This is a genomic window from Micromonospora ureilytica, from assembly GCF_015751765.1.
Classification (GTDB): Bacteria; Actinomycetota; Actinomycetes; order Mycobacteriales; family Micromonosporaceae; genus Micromonospora; species Micromonospora ureilytica.
On sequence record NZ_JADOTX010000001.1, the window covers coordinates 4,135,192 to 4,154,562 of the forward strand.

18 protein-coding genes are annotated in these 19,371 nt (G+C 72.8%); 7 read left to right on the plus strand and 11 right to left on the minus strand.

Translation table 11 applies throughout. From position 1 onward, the window contains the following. Positions 1-41 precede the first annotated feature (41 nt). Together IW248_RS18570 and IW248_RS18575 are read right to left on the minus strand one after the other, a co-directional pair. Complete coding sequence (locus tag IW248_RS18570; protein WP_124817272.1) at positions 42-1,142, minus strand: D-alanine--D-alanine ligase family protein; 1,101 nt, start codon at positions 1,140-1,142, stop codon at positions 42-44. Positions 1,143-1,339: 197 nt separating this feature from the next. Continuing rightward, positions 1,340-1,558, minus strand: coding sequence for a hypothetical protein (locus tag IW248_RS18575; RefSeq protein ID WP_124817270.1), 219 nt, complete (start codon positions 1,556-1,558; stop codon positions 1,340-1,342). Positions 1,559-1,836: 278 nt separating this feature from the next. On the opposite strand from IW248_RS18575, the gene IW248_RS18580 reads away from it, so the two are divergent. Beyond that, positions 1,837-2,682: a helix-turn-helix domain-containing protein gene (locus IW248_RS18580; RefSeq protein ID WP_196928000.1), complete on the plus strand. Its 846-nt coding sequence runs from the start codon at positions 1,837-1,839 to the stop codon at positions 2,680-2,682. Positions 2,683-2,687: 5 nt separating this feature from the next. Next, positions 2,688-2,888 carry a DUF397 domain-containing protein gene (locus IW248_RS18585; RefSeq protein ID WP_196928001.1) on the plus strand — a complete coding sequence of 67 codons (201 nt, stop codon included), beginning with the start codon at positions 2,688-2,690 and terminating at the stop codon, positions 2,886-2,888. A gap of 354 nt (positions 2,889-3,242) precedes the next feature. Here the strand turns inward: IW248_RS18585 and IW248_RS18590 are convergent, their stop codons facing one another. The 5 genes from IW248_RS18590 to IW248_RS18610 all read right to left on the minus strand — a co-directional run bounded on the left by IW248_RS18590 (position 3,243) and on the right by IW248_RS18610 (position 8,363). Next, positions 3,243-4,292, minus strand: coding sequence for an ROK family protein (locus IW248_RS18590; RefSeq protein WP_196928002.1), 1,050 nt, complete (start codon positions 4,290-4,292; stop codon positions 3,243-3,245). 405 nt (positions 4,293-4,697) lie between these two features. Further along, on the minus strand, positions 4,698-5,486 hold the full coding sequence (locus IW248_RS18595; protein WP_196928003.1) for a putative protein N(5)-glutamine methyltransferase: 789 nt from the start codon (positions 5,484-5,486) through the stop codon (positions 4,698-4,700). 8 nt (positions 5,487-5,494) lie between these two features. Next, positions 5,495-6,613: a cystathionine gamma-lyase gene (locus IW248_RS18600; protein ID WP_196928004.1), complete on the minus strand. Its 1,119-nt coding sequence runs from the start codon at positions 6,611-6,613 to the stop codon at positions 5,495-5,497. Positions 6,614-6,621: 8 nt separating this feature from the next. Continuing rightward, positions 6,622-7,629: an NAD(P)H-dependent glycerol-3-phosphate dehydrogenase gene (locus tag IW248_RS18605; protein ID WP_124815264.1), complete on the minus strand. Its 1,008-nt coding sequence runs from the start codon at positions 7,627-7,629 to the stop codon at positions 6,622-6,624. Beyond that, complete coding sequence (locus IW248_RS18610; RefSeq protein WP_196928005.1) at positions 7,626-8,363, minus strand: lysophospholipid acyltransferase family protein; 738 nt, start codon at positions 8,361-8,363, stop codon at positions 7,626-7,628. Before IW248_RS18610 ends, IW248_RS18605 begins: the two co-directional genes overlap by 4 nt. 128 nt (positions 8,364-8,491) lie before the next feature. Here IW248_RS18610 and cofC point away from each other — a divergent pair, with 128 nt between their 5' ends. Genes cofC through IW248_RS18635 form a run of 5 tightly spaced genes read left to right on the plus strand, consistent with a single transcriptional unit; the run spans position 8,492 to position 14,209 of the window. After that, positions 8,492-9,139 (plus strand): 2-phospho-L-lactate guanylyltransferase, encoded by a 648-nt coding sequence (gene cofC, locus IW248_RS18615; protein WP_196928006.1) that lies wholly within the window; start codon positions 8,492-8,494, stop codon positions 9,137-9,139. 46 nt (positions 9,140-9,185) lie between these two features. Continuing rightward, positions 9,186-9,383, plus strand: a complete 198-nt coding sequence (locus IW248_RS18620) for a cold-shock protein (protein ID WP_030335323.1) — start codon at positions 9,186-9,188, stop codon at positions 9,381-9,383. A gap of 54 nt (positions 9,384-9,437) precedes the next feature. Continuing rightward, positions 9,438-11,798 carry an RNA degradosome polyphosphate kinase gene (locus tag IW248_RS18625; RefSeq protein ID WP_196928007.1) on the plus strand — a complete coding sequence of 787 codons (2,361 nt, stop codon included), beginning with the start codon at positions 9,438-9,440 and terminating at the stop codon, positions 11,796-11,798. A 24-nt stretch (positions 11,799-11,822) separates the two neighbouring features. Then, on the plus strand, positions 11,823-13,343 hold the full coding sequence (locus IW248_RS18630) for a CYTH and CHAD domain-containing protein (RefSeq protein ID WP_196928008.1): 1,521 nt from the start codon (positions 11,823-11,825) through the stop codon (positions 13,341-13,343). Beyond that, a complete protein-coding gene (locus IW248_RS18635) occupies positions 13,331-14,209 on the plus strand; it encodes an NUDIX hydrolase (RefSeq protein ID WP_196928009.1) in 879 nt (292 codons plus the stop codon). Before IW248_RS18630 ends, IW248_RS18635 begins: the two co-directional genes overlap by 13 nt. 91 nt (positions 14,210-14,300) lie before the next feature. Here the strand turns inward: IW248_RS18635 and IW248_RS18640 are convergent, their stop codons facing one another. The 4 genes from IW248_RS18640 to leuC all read right to left on the minus strand — a co-directional run bounded on the left by IW248_RS18640 (position 14,301) and on the right by leuC (position 19,358). Further along, complete coding sequence (locus IW248_RS18640) at positions 14,301-16,292, minus strand: endonuclease/exonuclease/phosphatase family protein (protein ID WP_196928010.1); 1,992 nt, start codon at positions 16,290-16,292, stop codon at positions 14,301-14,303. 162 nt (positions 16,293-16,454) lie between these two features. Further along, the gene (locus tag IW248_RS18645; protein ID WP_196928011.1) at positions 16,455-17,138 is read right to left on the minus strand and encodes an HU family DNA-binding protein; all 684 of its coding nucleotides are present in this window, start codon (positions 17,136-17,138) and stop codon (positions 16,455-16,457) included. Between the two features lie 172 nt (positions 17,139-17,310). Continuing rightward, entirely contained in the window at positions 17,311-17,898 is a 588-nt protein-coding gene (leuD, locus tag IW248_RS18650) for a 3-isopropylmalate dehydratase small subunit (RefSeq protein WP_196928012.1), read from the minus strand. 14 nt (positions 17,899-17,912) lie between these two features. After that, a complete protein-coding gene (gene leuC, locus IW248_RS18655) occupies positions 17,913-19,358 on the minus strand; it encodes a 3-isopropylmalate dehydratase large subunit (protein ID WP_196928013.1) in 1,446 nt (481 codons plus the stop codon). Positions 19,359-19,371: the final 13 nt, after the last annotated feature.

The window sequence follows — 19,371 nt, forward strand, 5'->3', positions numbered from 1 at the left end:
CCGCCCGCGCCGGCTGACCTGCACGGGCGGGGTCGGACGGCTCAGTGCAGGCCGACGCCGCGCCGCTGGGCGGTACGGATCAGCCGGTTGACCAGCTTCGGGTACTCCAGGCCGGAGGCCGCCCACATCCGCGGGAACATCGACGTCGGGGTGAAGCCCGGCATCGTGTTGATCTCGTTGAGGTAGACGTCCAGCTCGGGGGTGACGAAGAAGTCGGCCCGGGCCAGGCCGGCGCAGTCCAGTGCGGTGAACGCGCGGACCGCGTACTCCTGCACCTGGCGGGTGACCTTCTCCGGCAGGTTGGCCGGAATGTCGTACTCGCAGGAGTCGTCGAGGTACTTGGCCTCGAAGTCGTAGAAGTCGTGGTCGGCGACGACCCGCACCTCGGCCAGCACGGACGCCTCGGGCGCGCCACCGGCCTCGCCCTCCAGCACACCGCACTCGATCTCGCGGCCGACGATCGCGGCCTCGATGATGACCTTCGGGTCGAACTGCCGGGCGGCGGCGACCGCCGCGTCCAGCTCGGCCCAGTCGGTGACCTTGCTGACGCCGAACGACGACCCGGCCCGGGACGGCTTGACGAAGACCGGCAGGCCGAGCCGATCCTTGTCCTGCTCGCTGAGCGTCATGCCGTTGCGCAGCACCGCGTACGTGCCGACCGGGATGCCCTCGACGGCACAGAGCTTCTTGGTGAACTCCTTGTCCATGGCCGCCGCGGAGGCGAACACGTTCGCTCCGACGTAGGGGATGCCGGCCATCTCCAGCATTCCCTGGATGGTGCCGTCCTCGCCGTAGGTGCCGTGCAGCACCGGGAAGACCACGTCCACGTCGGCCAGCGCCCGGGGGCCCTCGGTCGGGTCGAGCACCATCAGTCCGTTGCCGGTGGGGTCGGCGCGCAGCACGATGTCGTCGCCGGAGTCGGCGGTGATCTCCGGCAGCTGACGGGCGTTGATCGCGAGCTGGGCGGGATCCCCGTTGGTCAGCACCCACTGGCCGGCCCGGGTGATGCCCACCGGCACCACCTCGAACTCGTCCGGGTCGAGTGCCCCGAACACGCTGCCGGCGCTGACGCAGGAGATGCCGTGCTCCGGGCTGCGGCCGCCGAAGACGATCGCCACGCGGGTCTTGCCTGGGGTGGTCACTCCGGTCACCTCTTCGTACGCGACTGCGGCTGGTCGTGCTCGCCGGTGGCGCTCACCCGGTTGACCTTACTGTGCGTGGCCACAGGGCGAGGCGATACCCGGCGAGCCACGGCGCGACACGGCATTCGGTCATCAGAGGATGTACGGTGCGTAATCGGTCGGTAGCGGTGTCGCGGACCGCTGACCTGGGCCCACGCTCAGTCCCGGGAGTGCCGGCGGCCGACCGCGATCACCTTCACCCGCTGCCGGCCGGCCCGCACCATGCCCAGCGCCATGAACGCTCCGGCGATGCGATCGGCGGCCTCCCGACTGCTGGCACCGACGACCTGCCGGCGCCGCTCCGGCGCGACCCGTTCGTTGCGGTTGACGCCCTCGGCGGTGCGCACGTCGGTGAGCACCACGAGGAAGCGGGTCATCGCGCGCCGCCCGAGGGTATGGCGGGGGGCTCCGGGCGGGTTCGCACGTCGTCTCCTTCCGGCAGGCCGGGGTGGAGGGGCGGCACGCGACGATCGGGAACGGGGGAGAAACCCGATCGCCGCGCGCCCCATCCCCTCCGGTCGCTCACCACCACCGTCGCCACGACAACCGGCGGTGAGGACGCGATAACAGATTGACACGTGTACAGCCGTGAATGCAACTCTCATCGACGTTCTCTCATGCAGACGTTCCCGCGAATGTGTGCGACCATCGATGCATGGCCCCGAAGACCGCCCGTGCCCGCCGGCTCGGCATCGCCCTACGCCACCACCGGGAAGCCGCCGGGCTGACGCTGGAGACCGCGGCGGATGAGATCAACAGCACCCGCAGCACCCTCTCCCGGTACGAGAACGCCCAGACCCTGATCAGCCCCGCCACCGTGCGCGCCCTGCTCACGTCGTACGGGGTGAGTGCCGAGGAGGTGGCCGCGGCGGTGCAGCTGGCCAAGGACGCCCGCAAGCCGGGCTGGTGGGTGTCGTACTCGTACCTGCTGGATCCCCGCACCATCGACTTCATCGCACTGGAGGCCGAGGCGACCGCAATCGCCAACTTCGAGCCCTCGGTGGTGCCCGGTCTGTTGCAGACCGCGGACTACGTCCGTGGCGTGATGCGCGGCGGGCCGCACACCCTCGGCGACGACCTGGTGGAGCAGCGGGTCAAGATCCGGCTGGACCGTCAACAACGGCTCACCGGCGAGAACCCGGCCATCTTCGACGCGATCATCGACGAGGGCGCGCTGCTACGCCCGGTCGGTGAGCAGTCGGTGATGAACGGGCAACTGCGGCACCTGGTCAAGATGGCCGAGCTGCCGAACATCAGCGTTCAGGTGATCCCGCTCTCCGCCGGCTACCACCGGGGCACCCGGGGTTCTCTGCACATCCTCGAGTTCGCCGACCCGGAGGACCCGATCATCGCGTCGGTGGAGACCGTCGCAGGTCAGATGATCCTCGACCGCGCCGGCGAGACGCGTACCTGCACCAAGATCATGGAGCATCTCCGAAGCGTGGCGCTCAGCCCGGCGGACAGCCGCGAGATGCTCCTGTCAGTCCTGAAGGGACGGTAGGACCGATGACCCCGATGATCACAGCGGCCTTGGCCGCGGCGCAGTGGCGCAAGAGCAGCCGCAGCGGCGACGAAGGCGCCTGCGTGGAGGTGGCCACGATTCCGCGACTCGTGGCCGTCCGCGACTCCAAAGACCCGGCCGGCCCGGCCCTGCTGTTCCCCGCGGCGGCCTGGGCCGCCTTCGCCCAGGCTCCACCCCGCCCCTGACCAGAACCGTCGCACCCCCGGAACGCACCAACCGCTGACCCGGCCCGCCCCGCGCCGCTGACCACGGCTCGCGGCGGGCCGGAGTGCACCTGGCGGCCGAGGTACGGCTGACCTCGGCCGCGCCGCAGGCCGCTCGGCCGCGCCGATCTTGCACTTTCTGTTGCCGAAATATGCGGAATGACCCGTTATGCCGCCGCACAAAGTGCAAGATCGCGGTGGACCTGGTCGATCATGGAGTTGTGGTGCCTGACTTAGGAGCGTAACGGCTAGTTTGTCCCCCACCACAAGTCCATGATCGACGGGGCGAGGGCGGGGTGAGGGCGGGCGAGGGCGGAGCCGGGCGGGGCGGGACGCTCAGGCGACCAGGGGGCGGGACTCCGGGACGGTGCGGAGCGTTTCCAGTGCGGCGATCGCGACTCCCCGGGCACCGGCCATGTCCCGGTCCGGCACCAGCGCGAAGGTGGCCACCGCCGCCTGCTCCTCACGGAGCACTGTGTGCTCGCGGACCGTCGCCAGGAACCAGTCGCGGAACTCCGGTGCCGCTTCCACCACGCCACCGCCGACGAAGTACGCGTGCGGGTCGGTGAAGTTCGCGGCAACGGTGAACAGCCGCCCCAGCGCCATCGCCTGTTGGGCGAAGAGGTCCCGGGCGAGGGCGTCCCCCCGCTCGCCGTACCCGCGGACCAGCTTGGCCGCTCGGGCCACCGGTTCGGCGGCGAGCGGGTGGTCGGGGTACCGGGTCAGCCAGTACGGCAGCAGGTTGCGCTCGATGCCGGTCAGCGAGGCGACGCTCTCCACGTCTCCGGTGAAGCCGCAGGCACATCTGGGCTCCGGCTGGTCGGGGCCGAGCAGCCCGTTCAGCGGGATGTGCACGTGGCCGAGCTCGCCGGCCATTCCGGACGCACCGGCGATCACCCGACCGCTCTCGACCACACCGCCGCCGAGGCCGGTGCCGACGATGGCGGACACCGACGAGCGGTTCATCGCGTCGACGCCGAAGTAGACGTGGTGGGCGTACAGCGCGGCGGCGTTGCCGTCGTTGTGATAGATCACCGGCAGACCGAGGCGTCGCTCCAGCGCTCCTCGCACGTCGAAGCCCCGCCAGGCCGGCTGGGAGAAGTTGGTGGACCCCCGCGACGAGATGACGCCGTCGGCGCTGGCCGGGCCGGGAGTGTCCAGCCCCACCGCCTGAACCAGGTCACGTGGCACGCCGGTCTGCGCCAGGGCGCCGTCCAGTGCCCGAGCCAGTGCCTCGATGGCTGCCTCCGGCCCGGCCTGCACCTCGCTGGGGATCTCCAACAGGCCGTCCACGAGGAAGTGGCCGTCCACCGTCAGCACGGTGGCGTTGTTGCTGGTGCCGCCGTTGTCCAAGCCGACGACCACCGGCACCCCTGCGCTGCCCACCGAAACCGCCTCCCGCCGTGATGAGTGTGAGCCGAGGCTAGTGCCAAGCCCTCTCCCCCGCCACGCCCGGCCACCCAACCGAATCTGCTCCGTGACCTGAACCGGACGCTCAGCCGGTTTCCCAGCCAAAAGCCCGCGCCATGAGCCCGCGCCATGAGCCCGCGCCATGAGCCCGCGCCATGAGCCCGCGCCATGAGCCCGCGCCATGAGCCCGCGCCACTGCGCGCCGGTCAGGTCCATGATGCCGCCGCTTTCCGGATGAGGTCGAAGGACTGCACCCGCAGTCGAGCCTCGCCGCAGATCCGTGCCCACCGCCTGTCCAGGGCAGCAATCTCACTTGTCGATTCGATGATCTGCGCCTGCGCCTGCCCGTCGACGTGGGCGGCGCGACCGGGCGGGGCCGGCTCAGCCGGGACGGCGGGCGGTTACCGCTGTGGCGTCCAGGTCGTCGTCGTGGCGGACGGTCGGCAGCAGTCCGGCCGCGCGGAACGCGTCGCAGAGCGTGTCCACCTGGGTGGTGCCGGCCTCCACCACGAGGTGGCCACCGGGGGCCAGCCAGCCGGCCGCGTCGGCACCCACCCGGCGCAGCACGGAGAGCCCGTCCGGGCCGCCGTCGAGCGCCACCGGGGCCTCGTGCAGTCGCGCCTCCGGCGGCATGAGCGCGACCGCGTCGGTCGGCACGTACGGGGCGTTGGCGACCACCAGGTCCAGCCGGCCCCTCCACCGCTGGGGCAGCGGGGCGAAGAGGTCCCCCTCGTACACCTCGACGTTCAGCCCGACGACGTTGCGGCGCGCGCATGCCACGGCCGCCGGGTCGATGTCGGCGGCGGCCAGCCAGCGCGGCGTGAGCCGCTGCGCCAGCGCGACGGTGGTGGCCCCGGAACCGCAGCAGAGGTCGACCACGGCCGGCGCCGCGCCGGTCAGGTCGGCCGCCAGCTCCACCAGCAGGGCGGTCCGGGCACGGGGCACGAAGACGCCCTCGTCGACGGCGATCCGCAGGCCGCAGAACTCCGCCCAACCGAGCAGGTACTCCAACGGTTCACCGGCCACCCGGCGGTCGGTCAGGTCGGCCAACGCCGCCGGGCTGTGCGCGGCGGCCAGCAGCAGCTCGGCCTCGTCCTCGGCGTAGACGCAACCGGCGGCCCACAACCGGCCCACCAGAGCGGCCCGGTCGGAGTGGGAAGAAGGCGCCATCGGAGACGTCAGACCGCCCCGGCCACATCCAACGCGGCGGCGATGTCGGCCACCAGGTCCGCGGTGTCCTCCACGCCGCAGGAGAGTCGGACGAAGCCGGGAGCGGTGTCGTCACCCCACTGCGCCCGCCGGTCCGCCGTGGTGTGCAGGCCGCCGAAGGAGGTCGCCGCCGCCACCAGCCGGGCGGCCTCGACGAATCGGCCCACCCGGTCGGCGTCGCCCAGGTCGAACGAGAGCACCCCCGGTATCCGGCGCATCTGCGCCGAGGCCACCGAGTACGCGGGGTCGTCCGGCCGCCCCGGCCACCGCAGGCCGGTCACGTCCGACCGGCCGACGAGCAGGTCGACGATCGCGGCGGCGTTCGCGCTCTGCCGGGCCAGCCGCAGGTCGAGAGTGGCAAGCGACCGGTGGGCCAGCCAGGCGTCGAACGCGCCCGGCACCGCCCCGGTGGTGGTACGCCAGGTCGTCACCGCGTCGATCAGCTCGGTGGACCGGCTGGCCAGGTAGCCCAGCAGCAGGTCGGAGTGGCCGGTGAGCGCCTTCGTGCCGGAGGCGACCACCAGGTCGGCACCGAGATCCAGCGGGCGCTGACCGAGCGGGGTGGCAGTGGTGTTGTCCACGGCGAGCAGCGCGCCGGCGGCGTGCGCCCGCTCGGCCAGGGCCGCCACGTCGACCACGTCCAGGCCCGGGTTGGCGGGAGTCTCCACCAGCACCAGCCGGACGCCCTCGAACGACGGGTACGGCCCGACGGTCGGCACGAAGAGCACCCGGACGCCGATGGCCTCCAGGACTCCGGTGGCGAACGCCCGGACCGGAAAGTATCCGTCGGTGGGGAGCACCACTGTGTCCCCCGGACGCAGCAGGCTGAGCAGCAGGCCGGTGATGGCCGCCTGACCGGTCGCGAAGACCCGGCAGTCACCGCCCTCCAACTCGCCGACCGCCGCCTCCAGCAGCCGCCGGGTCGGGTTGTCGGGGCGACCGTAGCCGTTCGGCGACGCGCCCTGACCCTGGAACGGGTCGAGGTGGTACGGCGCGGCGAAGACCGGCCCGGGCAGGAACGGGTCCCCCGGTGCCGGTTCGGGCAGGCCGGCGCGTACGCAGCGCGTGCCGTCTCCCCACTCGGTCATCGGGTTCCTCACTCGTACGACTCGGGTTTCGCGGTGCGGCTCATCAGGGTCTCCACGGCGAGGCGCGGGTCCATCCCCTCGTGGCAGATCCGCTCCACGTGCTCGGTGATCGGCATCTCCACGCCGTGCGCCCGGGCCAGGTCGCGGATCGCCAGGCAGCTCTTCACGCCCTCGGCGGTCTGCCGGGTGGCGGCCTGGGCCTGCTCCAGCGTCTCGCCCCGGCCCAGGTGCTCGCCGAAGGTGCGGTTGCGGGCCAGCGGGGACGAGCAGGAGGCGACCAGGTCGCCCATGCCGGCGAGGCCGGCGAAGGTGATCGGGTCCGCGCCGAGCGCCACGCCCAGCCGGGCCGTCTCGGCCAGCCCACGGGTCATCAGCATGGCCCGGGTGTTGTCGCCGAAACCCATCGCGGTGGCGATGCCGTACGACAGGGCGATCACGTTCTTGACCGCCCCGCCCAGCTCACAGCCGATCACGTCGTCGTTGGTGTAGGGGCGCAGGTACGGCGTCCGGATGGACGACTGGACGAGCGTGGCGCGGGCGCTGTTCGTCCCGGCGACCACCGTCGCGGCGGGCTGCTCGGCGGCGATCTCCGGGGCCAGGTTCGGGCCGGACACGACGACCACCCGGTCCGCGGCGACCCCTGCGGTCTCCACGATGACCTCGCTCATCCGCTTGGTGGTGCCCAGCTCGATGCCCTTCATCAGCGACACCAGTGTGGAATCCGGGTGCAGGTGCCCGGCCCATTCGGCGAGGTTGCCGCGCAGGGTCTGCGACGGCACGGCCAGCACCACCACCTCGGCGCCGGTGATCGCCTCGGCGGCGTCGGCGGTGGCGGTGACGCGGGCCGGCAGCAGCAGGTCGGGCAGGTACTCCGGATTGCGGCGCTCGGCCCGGATGCTCTCGGCGACCGGCGCGCGGCGGGCCCACACCGTCACGTCCCGCCCCGCGTCGGCGAGGATCTTGGCGAACGCGGTGCCCCAGGAACCGGCACCGAGCACCGCGACGTGACCGCTCATGCCGCGTCGTCCAGCTGCTCGCGGCCGACGGAGGGTCGGGCCGGTCGCTCCCACAGTGGCGGCGGGGTACCGCCACGGACCTCGGCGAGCATGTCCCGCAGCCGCAACATGATGGTGTCCGTCATCTCCTCGAGGGTGGCCCGGGTCGGCTGGGCGTCCGCCCACCGGCTCAGGTCGATCGGCTCCCCGGCGGCAACGGTCACCGGGATCCGGGGGCGCAGGCTGACACGGGTCGTCCGCGGGTCGAAGATCCGTTCCGGCCCCCACATCACCACCGGTACGACCGGGGCGCCGGTGGCCAGGGCCAGCCGGGCCGCACCGGTCTTGGCCTTCATCGGCCAGAGCTCCGGCTGTCGCGTGGTGGTGCCCTCAGGGTAGATCACGACCGCGCCGCCCTCGTCGAGCGCGGCGACCAGTGCGTCCAGCGAGCGGACGGCGTCGGTGCTGCCCCGCTCGACCGGGATCTGCCGGCACCGGTGCAGGATCCAGCCGACCACCGGCACCCGGAAAACGCTGGCCTTGCCCAGGTACTGCGGCCAGCGCCCGGAGTCGTAGATGAAGTGCGCGGACACCAACGGGTCGGCGTGCGAGATGTGGTTCGCCACGACGATCACGCCGCCGTCGCCGTGGAGATGTTCCTGACCACGCCAGGTACGCCGGGTCCAGACGGTCATCACCGGCTTCACCAGCCCCACGGCGAACCGTTGCCAGAACCCCAGCCTCCGCCGTGCCACTGTGCCTCCTCGTCGCGCCCCAACCCCGCCGCGAAATCCCGCCCGCGACACCCGCAGCGGAAATCATGCCTGCTCGCCCCCGGTACGGCCAGCGAGGGGCCCGCCGTCCGGCTGGCAGGATTGCGGACGTGAGTCAGCCGAGGTGGGCCGTGGTGGTGCCGGTGAAGCAGCTGGCCGCGGCCAAGAGCCGGCTGCGGGGCGCGCTGCCCGGCGTACCCCATGAGGAGTTGGCGCTGGCCCTGGCGGCCGACACGCTCCGCGCGGTGCTGGCCTGCCCGGCGGTCGCCGAGGCCCTGGTGGTGACCGACGACCCCCGGGTGGCGGCGGCGGCGCGGGCGGCCGGCGCGCGGGTGCTGCCGGACGAGCCACGCGCCGGCCTGAACGCCGCGTTCCGGCACGGAGCGGCCGGGGCCGCCGCCGGGTGGGTGGCCGGGATCACCGGGGACGTGCCGGCGCTACGCCCGGCCGAGCTGGCCGGCGCGCTGCTCGCGGCGCAGAACGGCCATCCCGCGGCACGCCGCTTCCTGCCGGACGCACCCGGCGGAGGCACGGTGCTGCTCACCGCCCCGCCTGGCGTGCCGTTGGATCCTCGCTTCGGGGTGGGCTCGGCGGTCGCGCACGCGGCGAGCGGGGCACTGCCGCTCGACGGCGACTGGCCCAGCCTGCGCCGGGACGTGGACACCGCCGCGGACCTGGCCGCCGCCGCCCGGCTCGGGCTGGGGCCGCGCACGGCCGCGCTCGTGGCCTCCGCTCACCCCGCCCGCGCCGCGGGCTGAGCTCGCCCGGCTCCGCCGGCTGAACCCCCGGGTGTACGGTGCCAGCATGCAGGGCACGGTGGCCAGCTACGACGCGGCGACGCGCAGCGGTGTCCTGCTGCTCGACGACGGCACCGAGATGCGCTTCCCCGCCCGGGCCTTCGACGCCTCCGGGCTGCGACTTCTCCGGCTCGGTCAGCGGGTTCGCATCGACACCGATCCCGACGGAGAGGTTGTCCGGGTGACATTGCCGACGATGATCTGACCCGGCGAGCCCAAGTTCATTTTGCGTTTACCGTAATCGGGTGATTATGAGCGGGTGAGCACCCCTCGCGAGCAACCGGTCCACCCGCCCACCACCGACCTCCGCAACGGCTCCCGCGCGCGCGGGACCGATGGACGCTTCCGCCCGTCCCGCGCCGAACGCGCCAGCGCCGCCCGTGCCGACACCCTCGCGGACGATCCCGGCGCCGCCTCCTCCGGGCTGGACGAGGTCATCGAACCCGCGCCGACGATCGAGGCGGACGGCCCGGCCGCCGGTGACGTCCACCCGGTCCTGCCGGGCGGCCTGTCGGCGGGTGCCGGGCAGGGGGACGACGACGCGCCCCCCGCTCCGCCGCTGCCGGAGGACCGCTTCCTCAACCGGGAGCTGTCCTGGCTCGACTTCAACGCCCGGGTGCTCACCCTGGCCGAGGACCAGAACACACCGCTGCTGGAGCGGGCCAAGTTCCTGGCCATCTTCGCCAGCAATCTCGACGAGTTCTACATGGTGCGCATCGCCGGGCTGAAGCGGCGGCTCTCCGCCGGCCTGCCGGTGCGCGGCGGGGACCGGCTGCCCCTGCGTACGCAGTTGGAGCTGATCGCCGAGCGGACCGCCGCACTGGGCGCCCGGCACGCCGCCTGCTTCGTCGACGACGTGCTGCCCAAGCTCGCCGACGAGCGCATCCGGATCCTGCGCTGGGCTGAGCTGGGCGACGGCGAGCGGGAGCGGCTGCGCACCTACTTCCGGGAACACATCTTCCCGGTGCTGACGCCGCTCGCGGTGGACCCGGCGCACCCGTTCCCGTACATCTCGGGGCGGTCGCTGAACCTGGCGGTGGCGGTTCGTGACCCCGACGGCGGTTCGGAGCTGTTCGCCCGGGTGAAGGTGCCCAACAACGTCCCCCGTTTCGTCCGGGTGGACCGGGACCAGCCGGGCGTCCGGATGCTCCCGGTGGAGGACCTGATCTCGGTGCACCTGGGGCAGCTGTTCAGTGGCATGCAGGTGGTCGAGTGCCACCTGTTCCGGGTCACCCGCAACGCCGAGGTGGAGGTCGACGAGGACCGCGACGAGGATCTGCTCCAGGCCCTGGAACGGGAGCTGGCCCGGCGGCGGTTCGGTCCCCCCGTCCGGCTGGAGGTCGCCGAGTCGATCTCCGACCACATGCTGGAGCTGCTCGTCCGCGAGCTGGACATGGACGACCAGGACGTCCTGCGGGTGCCCGGCCTGCTGGACCTGTCCGCGCTGTGGCAGGTCTACGGCGAGGCGGACCGGCCGGACCTGAAGGACCCGCCGTTCGTGCCGGCCACCCATCCCCGGCTCGCCGAGGGTGAGGTGCCGCGCAGCGTCTTCGCCACCCTGCGCGACGGCGACATCCTGGTGCACCACCCGTACCACTCGTTCGCCACCAGCGTGCAGCGCTTCATCGAGCAGGCCGCCGCCGACCCGAACGTGCTGGCCATCAAGCAGACCCTCTACCGGACCAGCGGCGACTCCCCGATCGTCGACGCGCTGGTCGACGCGGCCGCCGCCGGCAAGCAGGTGGTGGTGCTGGTGGAGGTGAAGGCCCGCTTCGACGAGGTGGCAAACATCGGCTGGGCCCGCACGCTGGAACGCGCCGGCTGCCACGTGGTGTACGGCCTGGTCGGCTTGAAGACGCACTGCAAGACCGCGCTTGTGGTGCGGCAGGAGGGCAACCAGATCCGTCGCTACTGCCACATCGGCACCGGCAACTACCACCCGAAGACGGCCCGACTGTACGAGGACTTCGGCATGCTCACCGCCGACCCGGAGATCGGCGCGGACCTCACCGACCTGTTCAACGTGCTCACCGGGTACAGCCGACAGACCGCGTACCGGCGGTTGCTCGTCGCACCGCAGGGCATCCGCAGCGGGCTCATCGAGCGGATCGAACGGGAGATCTCGCACGTCCGCCTGGGCATGCCCGGCCTGGTCCAGTTCAAGGTCAACTCGCTGGTCGACGAGGGGGTGACCGACGCGCTGTACCGCGCCTCCCAGGCCGGCGTACACGTCGACCTGCTCATCCGCGGCATGTGCACGCTGCGCCCCGGGGTGCCGGGGTTGTCGGAGAACATCCGGGTCCGCTCGATCCTCGGCCGGTTCCTGGAACACTCCCGGGTCTTCCGGTTCGGCAACAACGGTGAGGCCGAGTTCTGGATGGGCTCGGCCGACCTCATGCACCGCAACCTGGACCGTCGGGTGGAGGCGCTGGTGCAGGTGAGCGATCCGATCGCCCGCGCGGAGCTGGACCACGTGCTGACCACCGCCATGGGTCCCGATGTGGACGCGTTCGAGCTGGCCGGAGACGGCACGTGGACCCGGCGTACCGGCGATGACGACGCCGGCCGGGCGCATCTGCAGGAACTGCTGCTGCGCCGCGTCGGTGGCACGGCCAGCTGACCGCCCAGCGCATAGGCTGAGCTGATGGTCGAGGAGGAGCAGAAGTACGAGGTGGACGACGCCTACGTGCTGCCGGACCTGGCCGGCACGGCCCCGGCCGGCGGTCGGGTCCGGGCGCTGCCACCGGTGACGCTCGTCGCCCGCTACCTCGACACTGTCGACCTGCGGCTGGCCCGGGCCGGTGCCTCGCTGCGCCACCGCAGGGGTGACGAGCTGCCCTGGACTGTGAAACTCCCGACCGGAACGCCGGGCGTCCGGCACGAGATCTCCCGGGCCGGGCCGAAGGGGCAGCCGCCACCGGAGCTGGTGGAGTTGGTCACCGTCCTGCACCGGGGAGCGCCGCTCGCCCCGGTGACCGTGGTGCGGACGGTGCGGCACGCGTACGAGGTGTGTGACCGGGTCGGCACGGTGCTCGCCGAGGTGGTGGACGACCGGGTGACAGTGCTCGACGACGCCGGCACCACCACCGACACGTTCCGCGAGGTGGAGGTGGAGCTGAAGGCCGGCGACCGGAAGCTGCTCGACCGGGTCGGCGGGGTGCTGCGCGAGGCTGGCGCCCAGGGCGGGTCGTTCACGCCGAAGCACGTACGGGCGCTCGGCGCCACGGCGCAGGCCGATCCGGACCTGGTCGCGCCGGCCGGGCTGGCCGCCGAGCCGAGCGCCGGTGACGTGGTGACCGAGGCGGTACGCAAGGAGATCCGCCGGCTGTTGGCGCACGACCCGCTGGTCCGGTTGCGCGCCCCGGCCGCCGGTGGCGACACCGCAGTGCATCAGATGCGGGTGGCCTGTCGACGCCTGCGCAGTGATCTGCGCACCTTCAAACCGTTGCTGCGCAAGACCTGGTCCCGCCCGCTGCGTACCGAGCTCGGCTGGTTGGCAGGTGTTCTCGGCGGGGCCCGCGACGCCGAGGTGCTGCGCGCGCGGCTACGCCGTACCGCCGACGCCGATCCGCTGAGCCCGCTCGACCAGGGCGCGGTGAACCGGCTCGACGAGGTGCTCGCCGACCGGCAGCGGCAGGCGCTCACCGCCATCGACGAGACGCTGCGCTCCGCGCGTTACGTTGCCCTGGTGGACTCCCTGGTGCTGGCCGCCCGCGCGCCCCGACTCACCCGCCGGGCGGCGGCTCCCGCCGCGCAGGCGCTACCCGCGCTGGTGGCGCGCCCCTGGCGGCGGTTGACCGGGCCGGACGGCGTCGAGGGGCTCGACGCGCAGTCGCCGGACGACCGCTGGCACGCCGTTCGCAAGGAGGGCAAGCAGGCCCGGTACGCGGTAAACGCGGTGGCCCCGACGGTCGGCAAGGGCGCGCGCCGGCTGTCCCGCGCCCTCGCCCGTGTGCAGGACGTGCTCGGCGAGCACCAGGACGCGGCGGTGGCGGCGGACACCTGGCTGGAGATCGCCACCGAGCGGCCGGAAGACCACAAGTTGGCGGTCACCGCCGGGCGGCTGGCCGAGCGGGAACGCCTGTCGGTACGCCGGATGCGGGATCTCTTCCCGGCCGCCTGGCACCGGGCCACCCGGCGACGGCGAACCAGTTGGCTGCCGTGACCGGCATCCGGGCGGCGGGCGGGGTGGCCTGGCGGCCGACCGACGACGGCGTACGCGTCTGCGTGGTGCACCGCCCCCGCTACGGCGACTGGACGCTGCCGAAGGGCAAGCTGGAACCGGGGGAGCATGCGCTGGCCGCGGCGGTCCGTGAGGTGGCCGAGGAGGCCGATGTGCGGGGCGTGCCGCAGGTGCGGCTGCCGTCGGTGCGGTACCGCAGCGAGGGGCAGCCCAAGCTTGTCGACTACTGGTCGATGCTCGCGGTGGCCAGCGGCGGTTTTCAACCGGGCACCGAGGTGGACGACATCCGCTGGCTAGCGGTCGACGACGCGATCCGGTTGGTGAGCTACTCCCATGACGCCGAGGTGTTGGGGGCGTTCGCCGTGTTGCCGTCGGTGACGGCGACTGTCGCGCTGGTGCGGCACGCGCACGCCGGCAAGCGGGCCACCTGGTCCGGCCCGGACGTCGGGCGACCCCTGGACGCCGAGGGGTGGGCCCAGGCGAGCGCGCTGGCCGGGCTGATCGCCCTGATCCGACCGGCCCGACTGGTGTCGGCGTCGCCGCGACGGTGCGTGCAGACCCTCGACCCGGCCGCCGTGTTGCTCGACCTGCCGATCGAGGTCTGCGGGGACCTGGACGAGCCACAACCCGGCCAGCAGAGCGACGAGCAGATCCTGGCCACCGCCGCCCGGCTGCTGGAGCTGGCCGGCAGTGGTGGGCAGGCGGCGGTGTGCAGCCAGGGCAAGGTCCTGCCGGGTGCCCTGGAGCGGCTGACCGGCCGCGCCGACGAGGACTTCACCACGCCGAAGGGCGGCGGCTGGCTGCTCGCCTTCGCCGCCGACCGGCTGCTGGCCGCCGATCGCCTGTAGGGCCCGCGTTCGCACCGGGCCGCGTTCGCACCGGGCCGCGTTCGCACCGGGCCGCGTTCGCACCGGGCCGCGTTCGTCCCGGGCCGCTTGGTCAGCGGGGCGGCAGGGTCACTGTCACCGCGACCGGCAGGTGGTCGCTGGCCGTGCTGCGCGGCGCGACCGGATCACTCGGGGCCAGGCCGGGCGAGACGAAGATGTGGTCGATCTGCTGGCGCGGGTCGTCCGCCGGGCTGGTCGCCAGCGGTCGGGCGGCGGCCAACGCGTCGACAAGTCCCGCGTCGACGAACTCCGTGAACGCCTCGTCGCCCGGCTCGGTGTTCAGGTCACCAGCCACCACCAACGGCCGACCGGCCGCGTACCGGGTGGCGAAGTCGGCGACAGCGCGGGCCTGGACCACCGGGCCCCTGCCGGGCGGCGGCTGCAGATGGGTGCTGACCACTGCGGTACGGACACCGTCGCCGAGGTCCAGCGTGACGGCGAGCGCCTGCGCACCGGTGGGCGCGCCGACGGCGGCCAGCGGCAGGGTCTGCGGATCGCGCACCGGCCACCGGCTGAGCACCGCGTCACCCCAGACGGGGTCGGCCGCCGGCCCGAAGACGTACGGCATACCGAGCCGGTCGGCCAGCAGGTCCAGGGTGTCGTGCCCGCCGTTCAGCAGCCACGCCCGGTCCACCTCGCTGAGCAGCACGACGTCGGGCCGTTGCCGGACGACGACCTCGGCGAGGCCGGTCAGGTCGAACCGGCCGTCCAGCCCGAAACCCATCCGGATGTTGTACGCCACCACTGTCAACCGTTCCGGCGGGCCGTCCCGGTTGCTGGCGACCGGCACCTCGTCGGCGAGCACCGGTGCCAGCAGGGCCAGCGCGGTGACCGCGGCGGCGGCCCGTAGCGGCGGGAACGGCCCGGAAAGCCGGTGGACGACGGGACGGGCGGTGAACGCCACGGCGGCGACCAGCACGGCCACCACGACGGGCACCGCGGCGTTGGGGTAGCCGAGGTCGTAGGCCGAGTAGTAGCCGACAGCCCCCAGCGCGAAGACGAGCATGCCGGCGGCGACCGCGTACCCCCGCCGCGAGGCGCTGGCGCCCCCACCGGTGCTGGCGTTCGCGGGGCCGTCACCGGTGCTGGCGTCGTCGGTGCTGGCGTCACCGGTGCTGGCGTCGTCGGTGAGGGCGAGGCAGGCGCCGAGGCCGACCGCGGCGAGGAGGATGGCCGGGAGGAGCAGGTCGCCACGGTCGAGGGCGAACAGCACGGCGCCGCCGAGCAGCGCCACCGGGCCGTACGCTCGGGCCCAGCCGCGCGGCGGCCGGGTCAACGCGGCGCACAGGAACCCGGCGACCGCCACCGGCACCGGCGCCAGGCCGAACAGCGGCGAACGGGCCACGCCATCCCCGGCGGCCAGGTACGACATCCCGGTCCGGGCCAGCGCCGGGGAGAGCGCCACCATTCCGGCCAGCAGCAGCGCGGGCCCGGCCAGCAGCCAGGCTCGGCCACCACCAGCGCCGGCCGGGGCGTCAGCGGGGCCAGCAGGGGCGTCAGCGGGGCCAGCGAGGGCGTCACCTGCGCCGCCGCGCTGGCCGGGTTGCGCCGTGCCGGCCAGGAACACCGCCACCGCGACGGCGCTGAGCAGCCAGGCCACCCAGTCACCCCGCCAGACCAGGTCGGCGGTGTCCAGCACCGCGTGCACTGCCGCGTTGGCCGCGAACCCCAACGCCAGCCCCGGGACCGGCCGGTCGGTGTCGGCGGCGACACCGACCAGCCAGACCAGCCCGGCGAGCAACCCGGCGGTGGCCACCCAGAGTTGCGTACGCCCGCCGGGTGCGGCGGTGAGCGTGAGCCGGGCGACGGCGAGCGCGACAGCGGCGGCGATAGTGACCGGGCGCGCTCCGACGCGGCGGACCACGGCGGGTGCGCCCAGCGCGAGCACGAACCAGCCGAGGGCGAACGCCCCCATCAGCTCGGCGGGGGTGGACGCCGCCTGACCGAAGATGGTGATGATGCCGGGCAGCCAGACCCGCAGCACGTCGATGAGGAGGAGCACGCCCAACGCGAGCGTCCCGGTGGTGAGCTGGCGGTAGCGCACCGGCGCCCCATTTCCCGTCGACGGGCCGGCCCAGGGGTGGCCGGCACGGCGATTCTGCGCGAGCGAGGCAACCGGGTCAACGGTCCTCGTACGCCGAAGGACGGTCCCGGTACGCCGAAAGGGCGCCCACCCACGGGTGGACGCCCTATCGGAGCTGGTCGGTCAGCGCTTGCTGGCCGCCTTCTTGGCCGGAGCCTTCTTCGCCGGCGCCTTCTTGGCCGCCGTGCTCTTGCTCGCCGACGCGGTGGTCTTCTTCGCCGCGGTCGACCGGGTCGCCGCGGTGGTCTTCTTCGCCGCGGTCGTCTTCTTGCTGGCGGCCGTCTTGGTCGCCGTGGTGCTCTTGCTCGCCTTGGCCGGGGCGGTCTTCTTGCTGGCGGCCGTCTTGGTCGCCGTGGCGGTCTTGCTGGCCTTGGCCGGGGCGGTCTTCTTGCTGGCCGCCTTGGCCGTGGTGGCCTTGGCGCCCGTGGCCTTCGCGCTGGCCGCCTTGGTGCCGGTCGCCTTCGTGCCCGCCGCCTTGGCCGTGGCGGTGCTGGTGGCGGTCTTCTTCGTCGCCACCGTGGCCTTCGGCACCTTGCCGCTGGCCACCATTTCCTTGAACCCGGCGCCGGGGCGGAAGGTCGGGACTGACGTCTTCTTGACCTTCACCGCCTCGCCGGTACGCGGGTTGCGCGCTGTTCGCGCGCCACGCACACGCTTTTCGAATGCTCCGAATCCGGTGATCGCCACCTTCTCGCCCTTGGTGACCGCCGCCTGGACCTCGGTGAGGACCGCGTCGAGCGCGGCCGTCGCCATCTTCCGGTCCCCCAGGCGAACGGCGAGCGCCTCGATGAGCTCGGCCTTGTTCACGACTTCCTCCCGATTGTGCAACTGACTCGTCGCGAGCCATTCTGCGCGCACGGTATGCCCTGTGCTGCCGGGACACAAACATTCGGTAGAAAAAAGCCCTTGTGTCGTAACGGATTCACCCCCACCGGATGGACCGATGGGGGTGAAATCCGCTGTGCGAGCGGCCTAACGGCTATGCGACGGCGGGCAGGAACGGCAGTCGGCGCGCCTCGTAGGAGTCGATGTCGGCGACGTGCCGGAGGGTGAGTCCAATGTCGTCGAGGCCCTCCAGGAGGCGCCAACGGCTGAAGTCGTCCAGCGGGAACGACCAGCTCGCGTCCCCCGCCCGGAGCTGCCGGGAGGTCAGGTCGACGGTCACCGGAGTGGTCGGATCGGCCTCGACCAGGTCCCACAACTCTTCGACGGCTTTCAATTCCAACTCGACCGGCAACAGACCTTCCTTGAGGGCGTTGCCACGGAAGATGTCACCGAAGCGTGGGGCCACCACCGCGCGGAAGCCCCAGTCCCGTAGCGCCCAGACGGCGTGCTCCCGCGAGGAGCCGGTGCCGAACTCCGGGCCGGCGATGAGGATCGACGCCCCGGAATAGTTTTCATCGTTGAGCACGAATGCCGGATCTTCCCGCCAGGCGCTGAACAGCCCGTCGGCGAAACCCGTCCGGGTCACCCGCTTGAGGTACACGGCGGGGATGATCTGATCGGTGTCCACGTTGGACCGGCGCAGCGGCACGGCGGTGCCGGTGTGGGTGGTGAACTTGTCCATCTCGTCGGTCCCTTCTACAGGTCGGCGGGTGCGGCCAGCCGGCCGACCACTGCGGTGGCGGCGGCAACCGGCGGGGAGACCAGGTGGGTACGCCCACCCCGGCCCTGCCGGCCCTCGAAGTTGCGGTTCGAGGTGGAGGCAGAGCGCTCACCCGGCTTCAGCGTGTCCGGGTTCATCCCCAGACACATGGAGCAGCCGGCGAACCGCCACTCGGCCCCGGCGTCGGCGAAGACCTTGTCCAGCCCCTCGGCCTCGGCGGCCTCGCGCACGGCTGCTGAACCCGGCACCACGAGCATCCGGACGCCGTCGGCCACCCGGTGGCCGCGCAGCACGTCGGCGGCGGCCCGCAGGTCCTCCAGTCGACCGTTGGTGCAGGACCCCACGAAGACCACGTCGATGGGCAGCTCCCGCAGCGGGGTGCCGGGACGCAGGTCCATGTATTCCAGGGCCCGCCGGGCGGCGGAGCGCTCCGAGTCGGTGGTGAACTCCTCCGGGTCCGGTACCGGGGCGCTCAGCGGGGCGCCCTGGCCGGGGTTGGTGCCCCAGGTGACGAACGGGGTGATCTGGCTGGCGTCCAGGGTCACCTCTGCGTCGAAGCGCGCGCCCTCGTCGGTGGGCAGCGTCCGCCACCACGCCAGCGCCGCGTCCCAGTCCGCGCCCTGCGGCGCGTTAGGTCGACCCTTGAGGTACGCGAAGGTGGTCTCGTCCGGCGCGATCATGCCGGCCTTGGCGCCCCACTCGATGGACATGTTGGCGATGGTCATCCGCCCCTCCATGGAGAGGGCGCGGATCGCCTCGCCGCGGTACTCGACGATGTGCCCGCGACCTCCACCCGTGCCGACCTGCGTGATCAGCGCGAGCACCAGGTCCTTGGCGGTCACGCCGGGCGCGAGGCGGCCGGTGACGTTCACGGCCATCGTCTTCGGCCGGCTCTGCGGCAGCGTCTGGGTGGCCAGGACGTGCTCCACCTCGCTGGTGCCGATACCGAAGGCAAGCGCGCCGAAGGCGCCGTGCGTGGCGGTGTGCGAGTCGCCACAGACGATCGTCAGGCCCGGCTGGGTGAGACCGAGCTGCGGGCCGATCACGTGCACGATGCCCTGGTTGTCGTCGCCGAGCGGGTGCAGTCGCACCCCGAACTCGGCGCAGTTGCGGCGCAACGTCTCGATCTGCGTACGCGACGTCGGGTCCGCGATGGTGAGCAGGTCACCACGGCGGAGGCGGAACGCCGGGTCCGCGTACCCGGTCGGGGTGTTGTGGTCCTCGGTCGCGAGGGTCAGGTCGGTACGACGCACCCGGCGCCCGGCGAGCCGCAGCCCGTCGAACGCCTGCGGGCTGGTCACCTCGTGCAGCAGGTGCAGGTCGATGAAGAGCAGGTCCGGCTCACCAGCGGCGGACCGTACGACGTGCGCGTCCCAGACCTTCTCGGCCAGGGTCCTCGGCTCAGGAGTGACTCCCACCATCTGGACATCCTAA